We start from the raw sequence: 19119 nt of genomic DNA, 5'->3' as shown, positions 1-19119 counted from the left end.
AGATAGGCAATGCTTAAAAACGGAATGTTCATCATGTCCCTAGGATTTATTATCCTTATACTGGGCTTAACGAGTCTGTCCGAGAGCAATTGGTGGATATTGATTTTGGCTGCAGTCTGTATTCTGGTGGGCTTCATTCTGTATTATCGTGCCGAAAAGAAAGAAAAACAATAAATAGCAATGCACAAAAAGACTCTATTTTTAGAGTCTTTTTAGTCTATTAAGGAAAGAAGGGGTCATCATGACAGCGAGTATTCAAAAAATGGACGATCAAGTAATCGTAGAATTTGAAAGAGATTTTCCAGTAGAAATAGATTTAGTATGGCGTATGCTAGCAGAAAACCAATATCTGCAAAAATGGTTCGCCGATTTAGAAATCGAAACACTAGAAGAAGGTGGAAAGATTCTATTTGATATGAAAAATGGAACATTTGAAGAAATGACCATCACTTCTTTAAGTGTGCCAAATGTTCTAGAATATACCTGGGGAATTGATCTCGTGCGTTTTGATGTGACTCCATCGAAAACAGGTACCCATTTGATTTTTAAAGAAACCATCAGCAAAGTAACAGACCACACACCCAAAGATATTACTGGCTGGCATATTTGCTTGGATGTCATTGATGCGATTCTGTCCAATGAAGAATTGCCGGATACCCAATTTAGGTATAATGAACTGTATCCAATGTATGAAGAAAAGTTTGCCGAATTAACCGGAAAATAATGACCCTGACTTAATACTCTTAAAATTTAAAAAAACATGAAGCCTACAGTACATAGGCTTCATGTTTTTTTATGTTGCTTTATCGGGAGCGAACCATTTAGATGAGGGAAGAAGTTCAACATGCAGAACCAGAGATAAATCGATCACAATTGACTCTTCGTTAGCTTGAATGTAAATCAGTTGATTGTCGAACCCTGTCACGACTCCTATAATATCTGGTTCATATAAACCGTCTACAATGAAATCCAATTGAACAGTTAACTGATGACCATATGCAAAAGAACGATGCAAATAATCACTGATGGTAGATAAAGGCTGTTTTTCTTTCGCTATAGGTTTTATTTGCTGTTCCTTTTCTTGATGAATCAAGTCTGAATGATCGGATAAAATGAATCCTTGCCATTTAGCCATTTTTCGATCTTGATACCCTTCTTTAAAAGGACTGATTCTTTTGTTTTTTTCCTCCGATTGAACTTTCTCCATAAACTCGCCTCCATATACTAGCTTCATTATTGATTATACGAACAAATGTTCGGATAGTAAAGCGAAAAACTTATCACCACTTAAAATAGAATATGGTAGAATGGTTTTTAAAGACTGAATGATCAAATCAAAGAGGTGATACATAGTGCAAATTAGAAAGACAGTCCTTAATGAGTTGGAGCTGATCCAAGCGATTTACGATGAAGCCAGACAATACATGAGAGATAACGGCAATTCACACCAATGGGTAAATGGCTATCCTAGTGACGAGTTATTGAAAAAAGATATAGCAGAAGGTATCAGTTATGTTTGTATAGATCAAGGAGAAATCGTTGGTGTATTTGCTTTTTCTATCGGGGAAGATGAAACCTATAAAAAAATATATGATGGACAATGGCTGAATGAAAAGACATACGGAGTGATTCATCGTTTAGGAGTTTCAAGTGCGAAAAAAGGGGTAGGCACTGTGTGTTTAGATTGGTGTTTCCAGCAAATACCAAACATTCGAGTAGATACTCATGAAGCGAATGTGCCGATGCAAAAATTATTGATCAAAAATGGCTATCAAAAATGTGGTATCATTTATGTGAATGATGGCACTCCACGAGCAGCTTTTCAAAAAACAATCGATTCAGTGATGTAATAAAATGGAGTAAAATAAATGCAGATTCTCCTTTTAAGAAGAGCATCAACTAACAAGAATAAAGGAGGATTAATTTTGAGTAAGTTTAAAAGTTATTTAGCGGGTATTTTATTGACCGTTTTACTGGCGATCACAGCTAATCAAATCAGTGGATGGGTGCCAAACGGCATCATCAGCGGAAGTGTATTTGCGTTATTGATCGGGATGGCCTTAAATCCGTTGATTGCTAAGTATCCTATTTTTAAAGATGGTATCCAGTTCGTTTCGAAGCGCGTATTGAAATTTTCGATTATTTTATTGGGATTGACTCTTAGTTTTACCCAAGTATTAAATGTAGGCAAATATTCTTTGATCGTGATGATGTTTACGTTGCTCACTGCATTTGGCGGGGGATATTTGATTGGAAAATTGTTCAATATGAATTGGAAATTATCCAGCTTGATTTCAGCCGGTACAGGGATTTGCGGAGGTTCGGCTATTGCAGCAGTGGCACCAACTATCGAAGCTGAAGACAAAGATGTAGCATACGCGATTTCAGCAACGTTTATTTTCGATATATTGATGGTCATTTTATTTCCTATAGCAGGTGTTTACTTTGGGATGAGCGACTTAGGGTATGGGTTATGGACAGGTACAGCCGTGAATGATACATCTTCTGTAGTAGCTGCTGCTTATGCATTTTCTGACGCAGCAGGGGCTTATGCGGTTATTGTGAAGTTGACAAGAACTTTGGCGATCGTTCCTATGGTCATGATGTTTTCAATCATTAATTTGCGCGTCAAACAAAAAGAACAACTTGCAGCAGGGGAAACTGTCACAAGACAAAAAGTAAACATCAAAAAAATCTTTCCATTTTTCATTCTGCTGTTTCTAGTCATGGTAGCTGTTAAAAGTACAGGAATCATCTCAGATTCATTGAGCAGCCAAACTTCTACAATCAGTAAATTTTTAATGGTGATGGCACTAGGTTCTATTGGGTTAAAGACTAATTTCGCTGATGTCGCAAAATCCGGTTTCAGACCGATGCTGCATGGTTTCATCGTTTCTACACTAGTCGTAGTAGTCTCATTTGTCGTACAAGTATTTTTAGGCCAAGTCTAGAATAAACGAATCGTAAATCGTAGAAGTATTGATGGATTTGCATTTATATAAAATAAGTGCTATACTAATTGAATACGAAAGATATTGATATACGATTTTTGTGTTTTACGCGGCAAGTTTATTCACACTGGAGTAGCTATGGGGCTACAAGGATGTATTAGAGGTTAGGGAATACATTGTATAAATTGAAATATTGAAAATGAGTAATAGTTTAGTCAGCCTTAAAATATTGAATATTGATTAGTTAGATAGCCTTCTCTTAAATAGAGAAGGCTATCGTTCATTTTACAGAGAAAAGCACCGGCAGTTTTATGCGGTGCTTTTCTTATGAGTCGTACTCTAAACGCTTTTTTTCACGCTCTTTCGTAGACGAGCTGCACAGGGCAGGCTTCCTATGATTTCGTTTTGACTTGTTATTGGCAAAAAACGCCAATGACAAGTCAAAATCGAACTCTACGGAACCCTAAACGCCCTGTTCTACTCTCTGGTTTTAGACGAGTTGCACAGGGCAGTTTTCCTATGATTTCGTTTTGCCTTGTTATTGGCAAAAAACGCAAATCACAAGGCAAAATCGAACTCTACGGAACCCTAAACGCCCTGTTCCGCTCTCTTTTTTATTACGGTCCTAGAGAGATTACACACACCTTGATAGTAAAGGGTTTGTAAAGATTCAGCCCGAAATTAGCCCAAATTGGTTTTTTTATTTGTAAATTTCCGAAGCTAAATGCTCAACCTGGTCGTTTCCAATGTCCTCCATTTCTTTGAGGACATGGGCATAAACTTCCATAGTGATAAGGACACTGCTATGACCTAATCGTTTAGAGACGAATTGCATGTCTGCGCCTTTTAGCAACAATAAACTGGCATGCGTATGACGAAGCGAGTGGAAGGAGATAACTTTGATTCCTGCTTCTAGGCATTTTTCTTTTAGAATTTCATTTACTCGTCGATAACTCATTTGTTTGAATAAACGAGTTAAAAAGACGAATTTATTTTCTTTTCGAATACCTATTTTGAGAGCTTCTTTTTTATAATGCTTGATAATAGCATCCAGCACGGACAACGTTTCTTTATCTACAGCGATGCTTCTGACACTAGCTTTGGTCTTTGTTTTGATAAAGTTGTGAGTATCTTTGTAGTCCCAGCTTCGTTTAATTTTAACAGTTTTCTTTTTCCAGTCAATACAATCCTCTGTCAATGCAAAAACTTCTCCTAATCTACAGCCGGTAGATAAAGCAAATAAAATCATAGCACTGGCAGTCTGGCTGCCATCGTAATCCTTCATTATAGTAGCAATCAATTTTTTAACGTCTACTTCATTCAAGAATTTTTTATTCTCATCTTGAGGAGCAGTACCGGTCATTTTGACTTTGAATGTGATGTCAGTCGTGATGTAACCAGTGTGTAAAGCGTATTGAATACAAGCTTTTAATTGCGCGTGTGCTTTTCTAACGGATCGAATCGAATGATTTTCTCCGTACTCATTGATGAATAACTGGTATCTATCAATGCTTATTTTCGAGAGCGGAGCATCTTCCAAATAGATAGCTACAATCCTAGCAGTGGTTTTATATGTCTTCAAGGTAACGGGAGTCACGTGTGGCGCCTTATATAACTCATACCATTTTGTAAAATAATCCCAGAACGGTGCGTCAACATCCATGACAGTATTTGTTTCCAATTGTTTATTGAGTTGTTTTTCTGCTTTTTCAGCTGCTAGCTGAGCTTCTTTTTTTGTCCTGAATTTACTCTTGGATTTTTCTTTGTATTTACCATCGAGATCTTTGTAGCTGATTCGATATTGCCAGCTACCGTTTCTTTTTCTGATTGAAGCCATGTTTACCAATTCCTTTCGTTAACTGTATTAGGGAGCTGAACATGAATTTGATTTTCTTCGAGATCAAATCGGACATCGATGGTTTCATCCAGGATGATATCAGGATAGATGATTCCAGCTGATTTCAATTGAAACCAATCGCTTATAGCAGTCTGTTCTTTGACGTAACGCCTGATTTTCAAGTGAATAAATTCGTCGAAATAGTACGCAAACAAACAACAAACGTTGTCTATGTCGAAAGTCCTCACTCGATAAGCACCGGTATTTTCCGTACTATAGGCTACAAACTCCGATTCTTCTTCTGTCATTTCAATGATTATCATAAAAACAGCTCCTTTTTCCGTATTTTCTTGTTCAAAGTACGAACTTATGTTCTTTTTGTGTTAAAAAGAAAAGCCTTTTAGGCTAATCTTTGTTTATTTAGGATTTACTACCCAAGTAGTATCGTAAATTTGTATTTCGTAAGGACCAGATCCCACAACATCAAAGTACACAGGACCGCTGAAGTTTTTACCAGCAGCTATTTCTTCTAGTATAAAATCTTTAGAGCTTGTTTCACCTTTCGATCCATTACTATCATAGATAGAAAACTCTGAGGCATTAGCTAGGTAAACGTTAGAACCTTTGTTTTCGAATGTAATATCTGCTTTTACATAATGGTCTCCGGTGGGTACGTTGTATTCATCTCCGGAATCTAACGAAACCGAATTAACAGTAATGGCAATTTCATCACCAGTCGAAGAATCTGAGAATATAGCTTGTTCACCCACATCGTAAGTTTCTGCTTGTTCAATTTCGACTGATTCTTCACTATTCACTGAATTAGATCCAGCTTCTTCGACTGGAACAGAAGAAGCATCAGCGTTTGTTTCAGTTTCGGTGGTTTCGTTATCTGAGTTATCTCTTTCGTCCGGAACGCTCGAACCAATAAAATAAAAAACAAGAAGGGCCAATAGGAGCCAGACCCACCATTTCTTATAAAAAGGTTTCTTCTGCACATACACATTTCCTTGATCGTCAGTAATTTTTTTGGACATTTTTATTCCTCCAATTTTCATTTTATAGCAATGCTATGGGTGTGCTATGGCATTGCTATTAATATGCTATAACATACCTATAAATAACTTTAAATGTGCTATTCACAAATATAGGAATGCTATAGGTTGTCAAAAAAATCAATCAATATTTGTTTGCTTATCGCTAGACAAACAAATAATTTATAACACCGCCATAGCGTTGTTATAGCACTGCTATAAATTATAGTTAAACCGTTGGTAATACATTTATTTACTAAGAACATTGTCGAAATAACGTTCTTAGCAAACAAACTCTTTGATAAAAATAGCACTGCTATAGCATTGCTATTGGCAGTGCCATGGCATCAGAGTGGCAAACGATGGCAAAGGAAAGTAAAGTAAAGGAAATTAAAAGAAAGTAAAGGAAAGTAAAGGAAAGGAAATTAAAAGAAAGGTAGTAGTAATTAAAAGCTCCTGCTGCCTACATCTAATAAATACGTTCCGTTAAATATTCTTCGGATAAATCTTCAGGAAAACCAAATTCAAGTTCAAGTTCTTTCGTGGACCCAGGAAGTTGATCATTCAATTCGGCATAATACCAAACCAATAAAGCGGCAGCGAAAGCGTTTGCTTCGTTTTCTAACTTACCTCTGGTTACATTATTTTGTACATAGTACCCAGATAAATCTTCATGTTCGATTGCGTGGTGCAGTTCGTGAGCAACTAGGAAATAGCGATGATTGTGCTCCGCGTATTTTTCATTTATAAGAATAATAGGTTCATCAAACATTTTTAAGTATTGCCCCTCCGGATTAGCGAGAAAGGAGACATATTTAATTTCAATGCCCAAAGTCTCGGCTATCGTAATAGGGTTTAAAGTGCCCGCTGTTTCACGCAGTTTACTGATTAAATGATGATACTTTTCATTCACTTCCATCACTTCGCTTGCGTTTATTCAACTTCTCCCAAAAGATGCCAGTCAAGACATCCTTCACACGTTGTTTTTCTTCTTCAGACAACCTTTCTCCACCGTACGCCATGTTGACGCTACTATTTAGCATTTCTTCTAAATCCATCACATCCTTTTCTGTAGCCCATTGCGGAACGCTATGGCCAAGAAGGTAATCAGTCGTTACTTCATAATATGAAGCTAATTTCTTTAATGTTTCTCCATCAGGTTCATTCCGGTTATTTTCAATGTGAGAATAAGCTGGTCGGGAAAGACCGATTGATTTAGCTACATCATCTTGGGTTTTCCCAGTTTTCTTCCTTAAATCTTTAACTCTATCACCTAACATAATTGCACCGCCTTTAACAAAATAATAACAGAGAAAGGATACGTTTTGTATCTATAAATAAAAAAGATACAAAATGTTTCATAAAAAGCTTGACGATACAAAATGTATCATGTATTATATAGACAAATGATACAAAACGTATCTGAAAGAAAGGAGGTCAAGCATGAGAAGCAACCTTGTTAAAGAAAGAAAGAGTAAAGATTTAACGAGATCAGAACTTGCAGATAAACTCGGTATTGCAGAGATTACAGTTAGAAAGATAGAGGAGGGAAATCGAAATCCTAGTCCTCAAATGGCTAAGAAATTTGCTTTGTTTTATAAAAAAGAATTGGATTATCTGTTCCCCGATATTTTTTTAATCAAATTTGATACAAAACGTAACAAAAATTCATCTTACTAATATTTTATAACGAAAGCGATTGTATTGGAATATCACAAAGTACGGAGTTTTAGGAATAATGGTTAGCCAAATACGAAATAGAAAGAAGGTAATATATTATGAGACAAACAAAAACAAGCGTCATTAGTCGTGAACTACATGTGCTTTCCCAAAGAAAACACATCACTCAAGTTGAGTTGGCTAAAGAAACGAACCGAGCTAAAACAACTATCAACGGTTACTTCCGAGGCGACCCAGTTCCATTCGAAGCTATGCAACAAATAGCTGAAGTGATGGATGACTCAGTTTTTAGTCAACAATTATCGTATAAAACATTTGAAAGTATTCCAGCGATGGAGTCGGAAGTATTTCAAATGGATCCGTACTCATTGGATATTATTCAAGGGATTGAGCAGAAAGAAAGGGACGAACTTAAAATTAAAGCGATGTATGCTTTGACGAAAAATAAAGCTGCATTAACTAAAGAGGATAAAGATGCGATTTTCGATTACGCCATGAATTATTTGGACGAAGTCTTCATTGAAATCCGCTATATCATTTCACTTTTTGACAAGTTGGGTATGTCGCTGATGAGTGCAGTAAGAAGGCGCACCCCTCATTGGGAGAGAAAAAAATATTTGAAGGAGACTAAATCATGAATCTAACTACTATGCATTCAACTCAAACGATCGAATCGAGAGAAGTAGCGAGAATGGTTGGCAAAGAACACAGCAAGTTGTTAAGAGATATCCGTAATTACATTGACTATCTTAACGAAGCCAAAATTGGCTCGGTTGAATTCTTTGTTACATCAAGCTATCAGGATTTAAAAGGTGAAACAAGACTATCATATCTAATCACTAAACAAGGTTGCCAAATGGTGGCCAATAAATTGACTGGAAAAAAAGGTGTCATTTTTACAGCTTTATATGTTCAACGTTTCAACGAAATGGAAAACAAACTCGCTGTTGCTCATTTGGATTCTTACATGATTGAGGATCCGGTAAAAAGAGCAGAGAAATGGATTGAAGAACAAAGAGTGGTCCAACAGTTGGCTGAAAAGAATGAAGTGCAGGCCCAGCTGATTGCTGAATACGAACCGAGGATCAGTTACCTAGACACTATTTTAGATTCAAAAGGTCTGTTGGCAATTAGTCAAATAGCTGCAGATTATGGTATGTCTCCTCAACAATTAAACAAGGTTCTGCATGATCAGCGCGTGCAGCACAAAGTAGGTGGTCAATGGATTTTATACAAAGACCACATGAACAAAGGATATACCAAGTCTCAGACGATCAACATCACACGTACTGGTGGTCATCAGGACACGAAAATGAACACAAAATGGACCCAGAAAGGTCGCTTGTTTATTCATGACATTTTAAAAAATATCGGTGTTACCGCCTTAATGGACAGAGAGGGGCAATAAATATGCAACAGCTTGAAGCGGTAGTCAACATTCAAATTCCTGATCATTTAGTGCTGGTAGAAAAAGCGAAGCTCAGAGAACTGAAAGAGGCGGAAGAGTCCAGCATTGGAGACATGAAATGGCTTTTGAAAGAAACGGCAACAAAGAGCCCGCAAACCATTAAAGAGAAGCTACTTTATCCGTTTCGTGATGAGTTGGAACAGTTTGTGACTTATCCGGATAGCGGAGAACATTGGAAGTTCAATAAATTCCCGATGCGCCGGTGGATGCAGCAGAATTATAAAAAAGTCTGGGGGTAATCACATGCATAAAAAAGTTGAACGCATATCACCAATCAGTAAAGAAACGAAAGATAAATTGTTCTGGTCCAGCCAATCACACAATTACACGAAACCTAACAAAACCGGTAAAGAATTTAGCAAGTATCTGCAGGAAAAAGAACGAGAACTTGAAGATGCTCGATTAAAAATCAGCGAAGCGATAAAAGAAGCTGATGAAAATGAAAAGTGGTGTTAATGGTTATGAAAAAAAACGTTCTTGAGTTTTTCGGCCTGGAAGAGGACGAAATAGAATTGAAAGAGGTTTTAGTTGCGGGAAGCAGCTTGGTTTTGGCTATGGGAATTATATTTCTACCGCTGTTTATGTAAATAGAAGGGAGGTTTGGAACATGGGAATGAATGCGAAAGAAGAAAAAGCTTTTAAGGAGCTCAAAGCTGATTTGCACAACTATCCAGAAATGATCATGATCACAGTTTCAAGAAAAGATTTAGAGTTAGTCATTAATTATTTGGAAAAAGAAAAGGGGAAAAATAATGAATGAAACAAGAGTTGAGCACAAACTAAACGAAGACGAATCAATTAGCAGAATGCTTGCGATGGTAGAAAATTATGATCCTAAGCAAGAAACAATGGTAGTTATTAAAGTTAGCGGTTCTTTATTTTCTTCAAATACATCAATCGGTAGCAACGTAGATTCAGAGCACCTGGTAGGTTTGTTGCGTACGTTAGATGTATTCGGGGAACAATGTTTGAAAAGGGTAGAAGAAAAGAATCCGCTAACGGCGGCTTTAATCGTATCGTTAGTTGAAGAACAAAAAAACAGCTGATGCGTCAACATCAGCTTCAAAACAAAACTTATTTACATTATTTTACCACATCGGAGGCAAAAAAAATGAAACAAATTAAACTAAAAAAAATGAACATTCGCAATTTTAAAGGATTTCAAAGATTAGACATCGACTTCGGTGGATCCGACACACAAATTTACGGGGACAACGCTACGGGAAAAACGAGTATTTTCGATGCATTTACTTTCTGTTTGTTCGGTAAAGACAGCCATGATTCTACTGATTTCGCCTGGAAACCTTTAGATAAAAGCAATAAACAAATTAATCACCTAGAAACTGAAGTTGAACTTGTGCTGGATGAAGACGGCAAAGAATTGACTCTATCCCGCATGACAGCAGAAAAATGGACCAAAAAAAGAGGGGTCAACACAGAAACGTTTCAAGGACATGAAACTACTTATCGAATAGATGGCGTGCAGACTACTCAAAAGAAATTTAAAGAACGTATAGATCAATTTATTAGTGAGGATTTATTTAAACAGCTGACCAATGTTTATTACGTGGCTGAAACGATGAAAGCTAAAGATCGACGGGAAATGCTCTTCAACCTGGTAGGTGACTTCACGGATGAAGATGTCATCAAATCAGAAAAAGAACTAAAACCGTTATTGAAAATTCTTAATGGTCACAGCGTAGATGATAAGCGTTCGCTAATCATTGAAGAACGACGAAAAATCAATAAAGATTTGGACAGTATTCCTAATCGAATTGATGAAGTTGATCGTTCTATCCCTGATTTGAGTAGCTTCGACAAAGAAAGTTTGCAACAAGAAATAGATGAAATTGACAAAGAAATTGAGACGCTAGAGGAAAAAGTTTCCGGGATCCGGAACGGAAATGCAGCTACTGATTTAAGGGCTGAAATCAACACCAAAAAATCTGAATTAGAGTTGGCCATAAGCAAGTATCAAGTGGAACAATACGCAAAAGTTGAAGGATTGCAAAAAGAACAGCAACAGCTTTACGACGAAGCGATGGGCAGAAATCAGGTTGTAGGAGAAATTGAATCATCGTTAAAAGCAGATGAAAAGGCAATTATTGAAGAGACGTCTTTAATCGAGGGTGTTAAGCGAAATCAAGCAGATCTCAGATCTGAATTTTTAACAGTGCGTGACGACGTTTTTCCTTCTTTTGACGAACACAAGACAAGTTGTCAATTTTGCGGACAAGATTATCCACCTGAAAAACAACAAGAAATAAAAGCGACTTATGAAGAGGAGCGCAAAGCTTTCAATATTAAAAAAGCTTCGAAATTAGAAAATATCAATAGCCAGGGTGTCGATTTGAACCTTCAAGTCTCTCTATCCAATGAAAGAATAGCCTCTTTAGAGGAAAATGTAAAAGCAACAAAAAAAGCGTTAGAACTAGCTGTTAAAGCACGTGACGAAGTCAAAGCGAAATACGAAAGTGTAAAAGCAGAGATTAAAGAAATTCAGGCTAAACAAGATCCGTTTGAAGCTACGGATGCCTATAGCGCGATAATAGATGACTTAAATAAATTGAATGAAAAGTTGGATAACATCAGTAAATCGAGTGAGCAACAACTTGAAAAATACCGTATCGATATTTCTAATCAAAAAAATAAACGATATGTCATTGAGGACCAAATTTACCAATTCAAACTAGCTGCTAACCAGGAGAAACGGAAACAAGAATTGATTGATCAAGAAAAAACGTTATCGATTCGTTTTGGTGAATTAGAAGATCAACTTTATCTATTGGATCAATTCACAAGAGTCAAAGTGAATATGCTGACAGAGCGCATCAATAGTCAATTTAAATTCGTTCACTTCAAATTGTTTGAAGAGCAAATCAACGGCGGATTGAAAGAAGTGTGTGAGCCTACTGTAAACGGTGTTCCTTACAGCAGCGGGTTAAATAGTGCAGCAAGAATCAATGCAGGTATCGACATTATTAATGCTATCAGCCGATTAGAAGGAGTCACAGTACCTTTGTTTATTGATAACAGCGAAAGCGTTACGCAGCTTCTTGATACAGAAGCTCAAACCGTTCAAATGTATGTTGCGGAAGGCGTCGATAAATTAAAAATCGAAACTAAAATCACAGAAGGAGTTGTTTAAAAATGTCTAATGAAATGGCTTTGCTTCAAAAAGATATAACTGATCACGTTAGTGGGAAATTGAGCGAACTAGAAAGTACCGGATTGAATTTTCCGCCCAACTATAATCCTCAAAACGCTTTAAAAAGTGCGTTTTTCAAACTTCAGGAAACGAAAGATCGAAAGGATAACCCAGCGTTGAGTGTCTGCACAACAGACTCGATAGCTAATGCGCTTTTAGACATGGTGGTCCAGGGGTTGAGCCCTGCTAAAACTCAATGCTATTTTATCGTTTACGGAAATACATTGAAGCTGAATCGGTCTTACTTTGGAACTCAAGCGGTTCTTAAGAGATTGAAAGGCGTTAAAGATATCTGGGCGAACGTTATTTACGACGCTGATGAGTTTGTAATGGCTATTGAAAAAGGTAAAGAAGTTTTGATCAAACACGAGACAAAATTTGAAAATCGAGACGGCGGCATTAAAGGTGTTTACTGCATCATTGAAAAAGAAGATGGCGCGCAAGAATTGACCGTCATGACAAAAAAAGAAGTTGAAGCAGCGTGGAGCCAATCGAAAACTGGGCAATCTGTCCATAAAAAATTTCCTCAAGAAATGGCCAAGAGAACGGTCATCAACCGTGCAGCTAAAAACATTATTAATACCAGCGACGACAGCGACTTACTGATCGAAGCTATCAACAATACTACTGACAGCGAGTTTGAACCGAGTGAAAGAAAACATGTCGATGAAGCTGAAATTGTTCAAGACGAAGTTGATCAAAATGCAAATCAAAAAGTGCTTGATTTCGATACAATTCCAGCAGAGAGAACCGTGCCTGTTGAAGTTCGAAATGCCGAACCTGTTTATGAAGAAGTAGCTAAAGACCCGGATGAAGAGCAGGGACGATTGTTCGATAATTTAGCTGAAATGGAGCCGAAATTCTAATGGAGATAAGAAGTTTCGGATCCGATAGCTCGGGAAATTCATATCTTATCACTTCCGGAGGGCGTTCGCTTTTATTGGAAGCCGGGATTCCGTTAAAAAAACTACACGGCATTGATTGGTCATCAGTCGATGCTTGTCTGATCACGCATGAACATGGTGATCACACTAAATATGCAAAAGATTTGCTGAAACGTACCGGAATTGACCTGTATTTAAGCGCAGGGACGCAAGAGGTTCTCGAAATAAGTAGTTATCGTATCAAAACGTTAAAAGCGCTCACGAAGCAAAATATCGGCTCTTGGACGGTGCTTCCATTCGATGTACAACATGATGTAAATGAACCGCTTGGTTTTTTGATTCAAGCGCCAGGCGGAGAAAAAATATTATTTGCCACTGACACTTACTACATCAAGTACCAGTTTCCAGGAGTCACTCATTTGATGATTGAATGCAATTACGCGATGGACATCCTTAAGAAAAACGTCGAATCAGGGCGCCTAGGAGCGTTCTTAAGCAATCGGGTTATAAAGTCCCATTTCGAGTTGAACAACGTCAAGAAGTTTATCCAAACGAATGATTTGAGCCAGTTGCAAGAGGTTTGGCTGCTGCATTTATCCAATGGAAATTCGGATGAAAAAAGATTTAAACGAGAAATACAAGAAATAACAGGAACACCTGTATATATCGCTGAATAGGAGATAAAAGAATGACTGGATTTACGGAAGGAACGGAGGCACATGATGGCAAAAGAAGCGTACTACTTTTCTCATGACAATAATGCCAGGAGAGATCCTAAAATACTGGCGCTACGGTCTAAGTATGGAAATGAAGGGTATGCGTGGTATTGGATTCTAATAGAAATGTTGTCGGAGCAGGAAGGTTATATGATGGAGCACAAGAGTTGGAGCTACTACGGCATCGCGATGGAAATGATGTGCGAAGCCGATAAAGCTGAACAATTCATTAACAGCCTCATCAATGACTATGAACTCCTTTCTTCCGACGGCAGTCATTTCTGGAGTGAATCACTACTTAGACGTATGGGAATCAAAGAGGAAAAACGGAAAAAGAAAGTCGAAGCAGGCAGAAAAGGTGCTAAAAAAAGATGGGGAGACAATGGTGCTACAAGCAAACCTGTAGCTGAAGAGAAAAAAGAAAGTTCAGCTGATGAAAAAAAAGAAACCGACTATAAATTTCCTAAAGCTGTCGCTTTTTTTGAAACCAATCTTAAACAAAATGCTAACCCAATCGCTAAACCAATTATAGAAAGTATTGAGTATTGGTGCGATTCACTGAATGAAGAGATGGTCACAGAAGCTATGAAGAGGGCTGTTCTGAACCAAAAAACGTTCAGATATGCAGAAGGAATACTAAAAGATTGGTCTAAAAGAAATATCAACACGATGGATCTGGTTCATCGGGATGATGACGACTATTCTAAACAAAAAGGAGTAACCGGGAATCCCGATAATGACCATAGTAACGAACGGATACACATAAACACAGAGCCACCTGATTGGGCTCAGCCGGAATATTTATCCAGGAATGGACAGGAGGAATAAAGATGGAATTACATTATTATAAAGCGGTCAGAATTGAGAATCTGCCTCCGTATGAAGAATATGATTTTGCTAAAGGATTAGCTGGTTACAAACAGAAATTAAGCATAACTTGTGTGACGGTTCATGGGCTGAAGTATTTGGGTTATGGAACAGCTGAGGACGTTTATGTTCCAGTAAGCAGTAGTCCTGGGAAAATCGTCAAAGCTTCTTATGGTGGCAACGGCGATAGATACTAAGGAGGACGTTATGAAAGCAACGAAGCAAATGAAAAAGCAGTTGAAGCAGCAGCCAGTCACCATGACGCCAGCACAGTTGAACAAATTGAAGTCAGAAGCTACTGAACATGCGTTAAAAGTCATTATCGGGTTTTCGATGTTAGCAATCAGAGATGAATTTGAATTCGGTCACGATCGGTTGATGAGATTTCATAAGAGGTTCTTCGAGATTTCGGAGGCTTATAACGAAGGGTACATCAGCACGCATGACGTGTGGTCAACGATCGAGAAAGAGACAGGGATTCAATTCGATGTGCAAGATTAGGAGAGCGGAGGAATTAAGATGAAGAAAGATAAAGTGGTGATTCCTCAGTTTGTGGCTGATTGGATTGAGGAAAATAAGAAGGATAACCTAAATTTAGGAGACACATTAAACACTCATTATGAGGATGACCGAGAAATGCACACATGGTTATATACGGATGATTCTGGCAACAATGATGAAAAATTCGCCAGAGCATGGCTAGACGGCTATACGGTTGAGAAAGAGAAGTTGTATCACGTACCTCTCCATGATGGAACTTATCTGGTTTCAGATGATGATAAGAACTTGAGCAAAGGTACAACTTATTTTATGCACCAAGAAGATAGTGGATTTTTAAACAGAGTGCATATTTTCACCGAACAAGAAATCAAAAACATAGACGAACGCTACTGGGCTTTTGCTGAGGAGGTTACGGAATGATTAAAGCGAAAATATTAGATGTAAGTAAAATATATGGTGGCAAGGAATACTTCGAAAACGGAGAAGTAGCTCAAGTGACTGCTTCAGTAGACAACGGCGAGGGCGGATATGTTGAAGTATTCAGCAAAAAGATCAGTGACTCCTACCGTATCTATTCTGGAGAGTATGAAGCGCTGGAAGTTTTTCTTTCTACTGAGGACGAGGACGAATGCTAGAAACAATTCAAATTATATCATGTATAGCGTTCTTGCTGTTCATTGTGGTGGAACTAAAAGTGGAGGGATAATTATGAATTTTAAAACAACTGATTTAGATACAAAAAAAAAGAAATTGATGGGTGTATCGTGAACCATGAAAAAACACTGAGTGAGCAAATAGTTGAAGATGAACTAAGATTCAAGCTTAAGCATGCTAATTTAGACTCTTTTGGCGAAGATGAATTAAACATTCATATCGATTATTTAGAACATTTGCGTTCCGTGGAGGTGGGCTAATGACAGAAGTTAAACAAAAAGCATTAGAAAAAATGCTTGATGAAATGAATGGAGAACACACTGGTGCTGAAGATACCGTCCATAATTGGCTATGTGATCAAAACGATGAAAAGCTATTTGAAGGCATCTTGAAAAAAGGGCGCTCCATCAAAGGCGCAATGAAATATTGTATATCAGAAGCATCAAAACAGAAGTCGGGTAACGCTGCAATGGTTGATGATAAAAGGGTTTTTTCTTGGGTAAGAGAATACTTTACTGCTGAAAAAGAACCAGAAATAGTCGCAGATGTTGCTGCTGAAGTAACGACATCAGCTTCAAAACCTGTCAGAAAAGTTAAGAAAAAAGCGAAGGCGAAAAATACAATTTCAGAAGGGGAGCAATTGAGTTTGCTGGATATGTTATGAAAGAGCCAAAATACTATATCAATCATAAACTTAAGCCGCCTAAATCTTTTTTCGACTGGTGTTATTCTCAAATCCATACTTATAAATGGTCCAATAAGCAGAAAACTATTTTAGCTTCAGATAGACAAGACTGCTACGTGGTTGAAAAACGATTAACGAAAAGGACAAACTTAACTTTTTTTGATAAATTTTACTCTTTTGCGATAGTCTTGGTCACTCCAAAACGGATTGAAATCCAATCCTATTGTTTTTGGTCCAAAATTGAAGATGGCAAACAAGTAATTGAATCGGAGTTAGTAAACTTTGAACAGTTCGCTAATAATGAGCACGTAAAAGTAAGCACCAGGAGAGAAGGCGAATATGTCTATGGGTTAACGCCTAATTTTTGTTCAGGCGGCGCATATTCAGGTACTAGATTTTACCATAATGATGCTATAGAAAGAATCAAAGATACGTCTGAATTAAGATACCTGTCTTTTACGCAAGGATTAACTATTTTCGAATTGGAAAACATTTATAAGTACCGAAAGGAAATTGAGTTTCTTCAAAAGATAAATGCTAGAAAACTAGCAGACGAAGTAATGTATCCGCGCTACGTTTACTCGAGCTGGAGCTGTAAAAAGAATGTTGATATGAGAACAATCAACGAGAAGTGGCTGAGAAAAAATAAACCCTTTTTTAAAAATTCTGATCGCAGCTTCAGAGAATATGAACTTGAGAAGCGTATACGAGAACGCAATGGAAAAGTTGTCCCAGGTATCGAAGAGTATTTAGATTATCGTGATATTAATAAAATACCTAAAGGAGTCGGGATCACTCGTTTTCAAAACTGGATGGTCAAGAATCGAGTAGATTTTAATTATTATCTTGATTATTTATCATTACTCAATGATTTAAATGTTGCTTTAGACAGTGAAAATCTTATCATTCCAAAAGATCTAACTAAAGCCCATGATAACGCTGTTAATTTACTGAACCAGATGAAACGTGAAGTAGAAACTAAAGAGTATGAAGGTCGACTCAAAAAGATTTTGAATTATGAGGCTACCATTGATAATTTTTCTTTTGTAGTCCCGAAAGATTTAAATGAATTAATCATAGAAGGGAAAACTCTTCATCACTGCGTTGGTGGTAGTGGTTATATTAACCAACATAAAAATGGTCAGACCACAATCGTTTTTGTCAGAAGAAAAGAGTGTCTTGAAGAGCCATTCTTTACTCTGGAGCTAAAAAATCGTCAGATAGTTCAAGTCAGAGGTAAACATAACCAAGATCCTCCTGAAGAAGTGACAGAAGTTGCTGATAAGTGGCTGGAATGGATAAATAGCCGAAGCAAGAAACATAAACTCGCTAAAGTAGGTGCAGCATGAAAGAAGTTTACGTCGTTTTTAAAACACACAAAGATGGATCAAATACATTGCACGATGTTTTTGAAAGCGAGAAATCAGCTGAACGCAGTGTACGAGGTATAGTGACAAGGTATAAAAATCATCGCTCCATCACCGGAGGCTTCTACGAGAAATATAGACGTGATTCCATTACCGAAAAAGACTTAGAAGGATTGATGGTGTTTGGTTGGGAAGGCTACTTGGAAGAAAAATACAAACGTGGCCAGAACTCGTATTTCAAAAGTGGAAAGTGGGTGCGCGGATGAGTTATGCAGCTGAAATATTGTCTGCTCTAGAAAATGTACCTAATGACATATCAATAAAAGTATTAGCCGATGTTAACCAGCGTATCAACGATTGGTTGGCCAGTGGTGGGAAAGATGATGATCCGTATATTCAACAACAGGTTAGATTTGCTGAGAATGTTGCTAAGAGTTACGAGAGGAGAATGGCGGAATGAAACAATCCATGAAATATATACAACCCGTCTACCTTCCAAGATGCGATAGCTGTCATAGTAACATCATTCCACCAGAAAAATATTACTTCGTAGCGATTGAAGGTCACGACCCAACAGATGTCAGGATTGTCCATCGAGAATGTTACGCACGAAATCGGACGTATCGGGCGAGAGAAGAGTACGAAAAGGAAGGTGCTCAATGAAAAATGATTTTGATTATTGGTTTGCTAAAAAATCTATCCATGACTTTGATTCGAGATTAGTTAGCGATTCATTTATACGCCAGACCTGCAGCAAACCAAAAAAGAGAACGAAGAAGAAACGTAAAAAGTAAGAGGTGATGCAACGTGTTATATGTATTCAAAACCACGAGAGTTGGATTTAATGAGCAAATGAACATTGGTGACATCATTGATTACGAGAAAAGTAAATATATTGTCATCCAGATACTTAATACATCAGTTAAAGTTTTTCGAGATCCTAAAGTTATCAGTGAAGTTGTTTGTCAAAAAATAGGAGAAGTGAATACAGCACACAAATATATAAAACATTTTACTTTTACCGAGAAATACAACATCGCGAAGAAAGCAGAATTCGGAAGTTTGAAAATTTATAAAGTTGGTGAAGTCGTTTTTGATGGTGAGACAGATGTGAAAATCAACGGGATTGAAAAATTTTCCTACGAATTTGTTGATTTGGTAATAACTTACGAAGCTGAGGTAGTTCAACCCTGGGCCGATTATGAAATCAATCAAGCTATCAAAGCGAATAGAATATCTAAGTTCAAGGTTATATCGAGCTAAAAAA

General features: G+C 37.4%; 30 protein-coding genes. 24 read left to right on the top strand and 6 right to left on the bottom strand.

Annotated elements, in window-relative coordinates:
• The first annotated feature begins 241 nt into the window (after nucleotides 1-241).
• The gene (locus LMF32_RS01125) at nucleotides 242-724 is read left to right on the top strand and encodes an SRPBCC family protein (protein ID WP_230523573.1); all 483 of its coding nucleotides are present in this window, start codon (nucleotides 242-244) and stop codon (nucleotides 722-724) included.
• Between the two features lie 69 nt (nucleotides 725-793).
• Here the strand turns inward: LMF32_RS01125 and LMF32_RS01120 are convergent, their stop codons facing one another.
• Nucleotides 794-1207 (bottom strand): hypothetical protein, encoded by a 414-nt coding sequence (locus LMF32_RS01120; RefSeq protein ID WP_230523572.1) that lies wholly within the window; start codon nucleotides 1205-1207, stop codon nucleotides 794-796.
• Nucleotides 1208-1352: 145 nt separating this feature from the next.
• Here LMF32_RS01120 and LMF32_RS01115 point away from each other — a divergent pair, with 145 nt between their 5' ends.
• Together LMF32_RS01115 and LMF32_RS01110 are read left to right on the top strand one after the other, a co-directional pair.
• Complete coding sequence (locus tag LMF32_RS01115) at nucleotides 1353-1850, top strand: GNAT family N-acetyltransferase (RefSeq protein WP_230523571.1); 498 nt, start codon at nucleotides 1353-1355, stop codon at nucleotides 1848-1850.
• A gap of 75 nt (nucleotides 1851-1925) precedes the next feature.
• Nucleotides 1926-2951, top strand: a complete 1026-nt coding sequence (locus LMF32_RS01110) for a putative sulfate exporter family transporter (RefSeq protein ID WP_230523570.1) — start codon at nucleotides 1926-1928, stop codon at nucleotides 2949-2951.
• Nucleotides 2952-3651: 700 nt separating this feature from the next.
• Here LMF32_RS01110 and LMF32_RS01105 read toward each other — a convergent pair.
• The 5 genes from LMF32_RS01105 to LMF32_RS01085 form a co-directional block, all read right to left on the bottom strand.
• Entirely contained in the window at nucleotides 3652-4788 is a 1137-nt protein-coding gene (locus LMF32_RS01105; protein ID WP_230523569.1) for a site-specific integrase, read from the bottom strand.
• A 2-nt stretch (nucleotides 4789-4790) separates the two neighbouring features.
• Complete coding sequence (locus LMF32_RS01100; RefSeq protein WP_230523568.1) at nucleotides 4791-5111, bottom strand: hypothetical protein; 321 nt, start codon at nucleotides 5109-5111, stop codon at nucleotides 4791-4793.
• 93 nt (nucleotides 5112-5204) lie between these two features.
• Nucleotides 5205-5825: a DUF4352 domain-containing protein gene (locus LMF32_RS01095; protein ID WP_230523567.1), complete on the bottom strand. Its 621-nt coding sequence runs from the start codon at nucleotides 5823-5825 to the stop codon at nucleotides 5205-5207.
• Between the two features lie 466 nt (nucleotides 5826-6291).
• Entirely contained in the window at nucleotides 6292-6735 is a 444-nt protein-coding gene (locus LMF32_RS01090; RefSeq protein ID WP_230523566.1) for an ImmA/IrrE family metallo-endopeptidase, read from the bottom strand.
• Nucleotides 6728-7102: a helix-turn-helix transcriptional regulator gene (locus LMF32_RS01085; RefSeq protein WP_230523565.1), complete on the bottom strand. Its 375-nt coding sequence runs from the start codon at nucleotides 7100-7102 to the stop codon at nucleotides 6728-6730. Before LMF32_RS01085 ends, LMF32_RS01090 begins: the two co-directional genes overlap by 8 nt.
• A 163-nt stretch (nucleotides 7103-7265) precedes the next feature.
• Here LMF32_RS01085 and LMF32_RS01080 point away from each other — a divergent pair, with 163 nt between their 5' ends.
• From LMF32_RS01080 to LMF32_RS00985, 21 genes are all read left to right on the top strand, one after another.
• Nucleotides 7266-7502: a helix-turn-helix transcriptional regulator gene (locus tag LMF32_RS01080; protein WP_230523564.1), complete on the top strand. Its 237-nt coding sequence runs from the start codon at nucleotides 7266-7268 to the stop codon at nucleotides 7500-7502.
• Nucleotides 7503-7600: 98 nt separating this feature from the next.
• A complete protein-coding gene (locus LMF32_RS01075) occupies nucleotides 7601-8140 on the top strand; it encodes a helix-turn-helix transcriptional regulator (protein WP_230523563.1) in 540 nt (179 codons plus the stop codon).
• The gene (locus LMF32_RS01070; RefSeq protein ID WP_230523562.1) at nucleotides 8137-8910 is read left to right on the top strand and encodes a phage regulatory protein/antirepressor Ant; all 774 of its coding nucleotides are present in this window, start codon (nucleotides 8137-8139) and stop codon (nucleotides 8908-8910) included. Before LMF32_RS01075 ends, LMF32_RS01070 begins: the two co-directional genes overlap by 4 nt.
• 2 nt (nucleotides 8911-8912) lie before the next feature.
• Nucleotides 8913-9209 (top strand): DUF771 domain-containing protein, encoded by a 297-nt coding sequence (locus tag LMF32_RS01065; protein ID WP_230523561.1) that lies wholly within the window; start codon nucleotides 8913-8915, stop codon nucleotides 9207-9209.
• Nucleotides 9210-9213: 4 nt separating this feature from the next.
• Nucleotides 9214-9426, top strand: coding sequence for a hypothetical protein (locus LMF32_RS01060; RefSeq protein ID WP_230523560.1), 213 nt, complete (start codon nucleotides 9214-9216; stop codon nucleotides 9424-9426).
• Between the two features lie 5 nt (nucleotides 9427-9431).
• Complete coding sequence (locus LMF32_RS13540) at nucleotides 9432-9557, top strand: hypothetical protein (RefSeq protein WP_278046244.1); 126 nt, start codon at nucleotides 9432-9434, stop codon at nucleotides 9555-9557.
• A 20-nt stretch (nucleotides 9558-9577) separates the two neighbouring features.
• The gene (locus LMF32_RS01055; protein WP_230523559.1) at nucleotides 9578-9730 is read left to right on the top strand and encodes a hypothetical protein; all 153 of its coding nucleotides are present in this window, start codon (nucleotides 9578-9580) and stop codon (nucleotides 9728-9730) included.
• Complete coding sequence (locus LMF32_RS01050) at nucleotides 9723-10016, top strand: hypothetical protein (protein WP_230523558.1); 294 nt, start codon at nucleotides 9723-9725, stop codon at nucleotides 10014-10016. Before LMF32_RS01055 ends, LMF32_RS01050 begins: the two co-directional genes overlap by 8 nt.
• 65 nt (nucleotides 10017-10081) lie before the next feature.
• Nucleotides 10082-12118, top strand: a complete 2037-nt coding sequence (locus tag LMF32_RS01045) for an AAA family ATPase (protein WP_230523557.1) — start codon at nucleotides 10082-10084, stop codon at nucleotides 12116-12118.
• A 2-nt stretch (nucleotides 12119-12120) separates the two neighbouring features.
• Nucleotides 12121-13044, top strand: coding sequence for a recombinase RecT (locus LMF32_RS01040; protein ID WP_230523556.1), 924 nt, complete (start codon nucleotides 12121-12123; stop codon nucleotides 13042-13044).
• Nucleotides 13044-13739 (top strand): MBL fold metallo-hydrolase, encoded by a 696-nt coding sequence (locus tag LMF32_RS01035; RefSeq protein WP_278046243.1) that lies wholly within the window; start codon nucleotides 13044-13046, stop codon nucleotides 13737-13739. The genes LMF32_RS01040 and LMF32_RS01035 overlap by 1 nt, the downstream gene beginning before the upstream one ends.
• A 45-nt stretch (nucleotides 13740-13784) precedes the next feature.
• Nucleotides 13785-14606: a Lin1244/Lin1753 domain-containing protein gene (locus LMF32_RS01030; RefSeq protein WP_230523554.1), complete on the top strand. Its 822-nt coding sequence runs from the start codon at nucleotides 13785-13787 to the stop codon at nucleotides 14604-14606.
• Between the two features lie 2 nt (nucleotides 14607-14608).
• Nucleotides 14609-14842: a hypothetical protein gene (locus tag LMF32_RS01025; protein ID WP_230523553.1), complete on the top strand. Its 234-nt coding sequence runs from the start codon at nucleotides 14609-14611 to the stop codon at nucleotides 14840-14842.
• 10 nt (nucleotides 14843-14852) lie between these two features.
• Complete coding sequence (locus LMF32_RS01020) at nucleotides 14853-15146, top strand: hypothetical protein (RefSeq protein WP_230523552.1); 294 nt, start codon at nucleotides 14853-14855, stop codon at nucleotides 15144-15146.
• Nucleotides 15147-15164: 18 nt separating this feature from the next.
• Entirely contained in the window at nucleotides 15165-15566 is a 402-nt protein-coding gene (locus LMF32_RS01015; RefSeq protein WP_230523551.1) for a DUF1642 domain-containing protein, read from the top strand.
• A complete protein-coding gene (locus LMF32_RS01010; protein WP_230523550.1) occupies nucleotides 15563-15781 on the top strand; it encodes a hypothetical protein in 219 nt (72 codons plus the stop codon). The genes LMF32_RS01015 and LMF32_RS01010 overlap by 4 nt, the downstream gene beginning before the upstream one ends.
• Nucleotides 15782-16059: 278 nt before the next feature.
• Nucleotides 16060-16464: a Cas9 inhibitor AcrIIA9 family protein gene (locus LMF32_RS01005; RefSeq protein WP_230523549.1), complete on the top strand. Its 405-nt coding sequence runs from the start codon at nucleotides 16060-16062 to the stop codon at nucleotides 16462-16464.
• Nucleotides 16461-17834, top strand: coding sequence for a PcfJ domain-containing protein (locus LMF32_RS01000; RefSeq protein WP_230523548.1), 1374 nt, complete (start codon nucleotides 16461-16463; stop codon nucleotides 17832-17834). The genes LMF32_RS01005 and LMF32_RS01000 overlap by 4 nt, the downstream gene beginning before the upstream one ends.
• Nucleotides 17831-18118 (top strand): hypothetical protein, encoded by a 288-nt coding sequence (locus tag LMF32_RS00995; RefSeq protein ID WP_230523547.1) that lies wholly within the window; start codon nucleotides 17831-17833, stop codon nucleotides 18116-18118. Before LMF32_RS01000 ends, LMF32_RS00995 begins: the two co-directional genes overlap by 4 nt.
• Complete coding sequence (locus LMF32_RS00990) at nucleotides 18115-18312, top strand: DUF6877 family protein (protein ID WP_230523546.1); 198 nt, start codon at nucleotides 18115-18117, stop codon at nucleotides 18310-18312. The genes LMF32_RS00995 and LMF32_RS00990 overlap by 4 nt, the downstream gene beginning before the upstream one ends.
• A gap of 347 nt (nucleotides 18313-18659) precedes the next feature.
• Nucleotides 18660-19115: a hypothetical protein gene (locus tag LMF32_RS00985; RefSeq protein ID WP_230523545.1), complete on the top strand. Its 456-nt coding sequence runs from the start codon at nucleotides 18660-18662 to the stop codon at nucleotides 19113-19115.
• Nucleotides 19116-19119 lie beyond the last annotated feature (4 nt).

Source organism: Desemzia sp. C1 (assembly GCF_020882875.1).
Classification (GTDB): domain Bacteria; phylum Bacillota; class Bacilli; order Lactobacillales; family Carnobacteriaceae; genus Desemzia; species Desemzia incerta.
The sequence above is the reverse complement of the archived record's forward strand: the minus strand, read 5'-3'. Positions and strand labels throughout refer to the sequence as shown.

Excerpts from the sequence above, each read along its gene's own strand:
- LMF32_RS01125 (WP_230523573.1), top strand. The coding sequence starts at position 242 with ATGACAGCGAGTATTCAAAAAATGGACGATCAAGTAATCGTAGAATTT.
- LMF32_RS01120 (WP_230523572.1), bottom strand. The coding sequence starts at position 1,207 with ATGGAGAAAGTTCAATCGGAGGAAAAAAACAAAAGAATCAGTCCTTTT.
- LMF32_RS01105 (WP_230523569.1), bottom strand. The coding sequence starts at position 4,788 with ATGGCTTCAATCAGAAAAAGAAACGGTAGCTGGCAATATCGAATCAGC.
- LMF32_RS01100 (WP_230523568.1), bottom strand. The coding sequence starts at position 5,111 with ATGATAATCATTGAAATGACAGAAGAAGAATCGGAGTTTGTAGCCTAT.
- LMF32_RS01095 (WP_230523567.1), bottom strand. The coding sequence starts at position 5,825 with ATGTCCAAAAAAATTACTGACGATCAAGGAAATGTGTATGTGCAGAAG.
- LMF32_RS01085 (WP_230523565.1), bottom strand. The coding sequence starts at position 7,102 with ATGTTAGGTGATAGAGTTAAAGATTTAAGGAAGAAAACTGGGAAAACC.
- LMF32_RS01080 (WP_230523564.1), top strand. The coding sequence starts at position 7,266 with ATGAGAAGCAACCTTGTTAAAGAAAGAAAGAGTAAAGATTTAACGAGA.
- LMF32_RS01075 (WP_230523563.1), top strand. The coding sequence starts at position 7,601 with ATGAGACAAACAAAAACAAGCGTCATTAGTCGTGAACTACATGTGCTT.
- LMF32_RS01070 (WP_230523562.1), top strand. The coding sequence starts at position 8,137 with ATGAATCTAACTACTATGCATTCAACTCAAACGATCGAATCGAGAGAA.
- LMF32_RS01065 (WP_230523561.1), top strand. The coding sequence starts at position 8,913 with ATGCAACAGCTTGAAGCGGTAGTCAACATTCAAATTCCTGATCATTTA.
- LMF32_RS01060 (WP_230523560.1), top strand. The coding sequence starts at position 9,214 with ATGCATAAAAAAGTTGAACGCATATCACCAATCAGTAAAGAAACGAAA.
- LMF32_RS13540 (WP_278046244.1), top strand. The coding sequence starts at position 9,432 with ATGAAAAAAAACGTTCTTGAGTTTTTCGGCCTGGAAGAGGACGAAATA.
- LMF32_RS01055 (WP_230523559.1), top strand. The coding sequence starts at position 9,578 with ATGGGAATGAATGCGAAAGAAGAAAAAGCTTTTAAGGAGCTCAAAGCT.
- LMF32_RS01050 (WP_230523558.1), top strand. The coding sequence starts at position 9,723 with ATGAATGAAACAAGAGTTGAGCACAAACTAAACGAAGACGAATCAATT.
- LMF32_RS01045 (WP_230523557.1), top strand. The coding sequence starts at position 10,082 with ATGAAACAAATTAAACTAAAAAAAATGAACATTCGCAATTTTAAAGGA.
- LMF32_RS01040 (WP_230523556.1), top strand. The coding sequence starts at position 12,121 with ATGTCTAATGAAATGGCTTTGCTTCAAAAAGATATAACTGATCACGTT.
- LMF32_RS01035 (WP_278046243.1), top strand. The coding sequence starts at position 13,044 with ATGGAGATAAGAAGTTTCGGATCCGATAGCTCGGGAAATTCATATCTT.
- LMF32_RS01030 (WP_230523554.1), top strand. The coding sequence starts at position 13,785 with ATGGCAAAAGAAGCGTACTACTTTTCTCATGACAATAATGCCAGGAGA.
- LMF32_RS01025 (WP_230523553.1), top strand. The coding sequence starts at position 14,609 with ATGGAATTACATTATTATAAAGCGGTCAGAATTGAGAATCTGCCTCCG.
- LMF32_RS01020 (WP_230523552.1), top strand. The coding sequence starts at position 14,853 with ATGAAAGCAACGAAGCAAATGAAAAAGCAGTTGAAGCAGCAGCCAGTC.
- LMF32_RS01015 (WP_230523551.1), top strand. The coding sequence starts at position 15,165 with ATGAAGAAAGATAAAGTGGTGATTCCTCAGTTTGTGGCTGATTGGATT.
- LMF32_RS01010 (WP_230523550.1), top strand. The coding sequence starts at position 15,563 with ATGATTAAAGCGAAAATATTAGATGTAAGTAAAATATATGGTGGCAAG.
- LMF32_RS01005 (WP_230523549.1), top strand. The coding sequence starts at position 16,060 with ATGACAGAAGTTAAACAAAAAGCATTAGAAAAAATGCTTGATGAAATG.
- LMF32_RS01000 (WP_230523548.1), top strand. The coding sequence starts at position 16,461 with ATGAAAGAGCCAAAATACTATATCAATCATAAACTTAAGCCGCCTAAA.
- LMF32_RS00995 (WP_230523547.1), top strand. The coding sequence starts at position 17,831 with ATGAAAGAAGTTTACGTCGTTTTTAAAACACACAAAGATGGATCAAAT.
- LMF32_RS00990 (WP_230523546.1), top strand. The coding sequence starts at position 18,115 with ATGAGTTATGCAGCTGAAATATTGTCTGCTCTAGAAAATGTACCTAAT.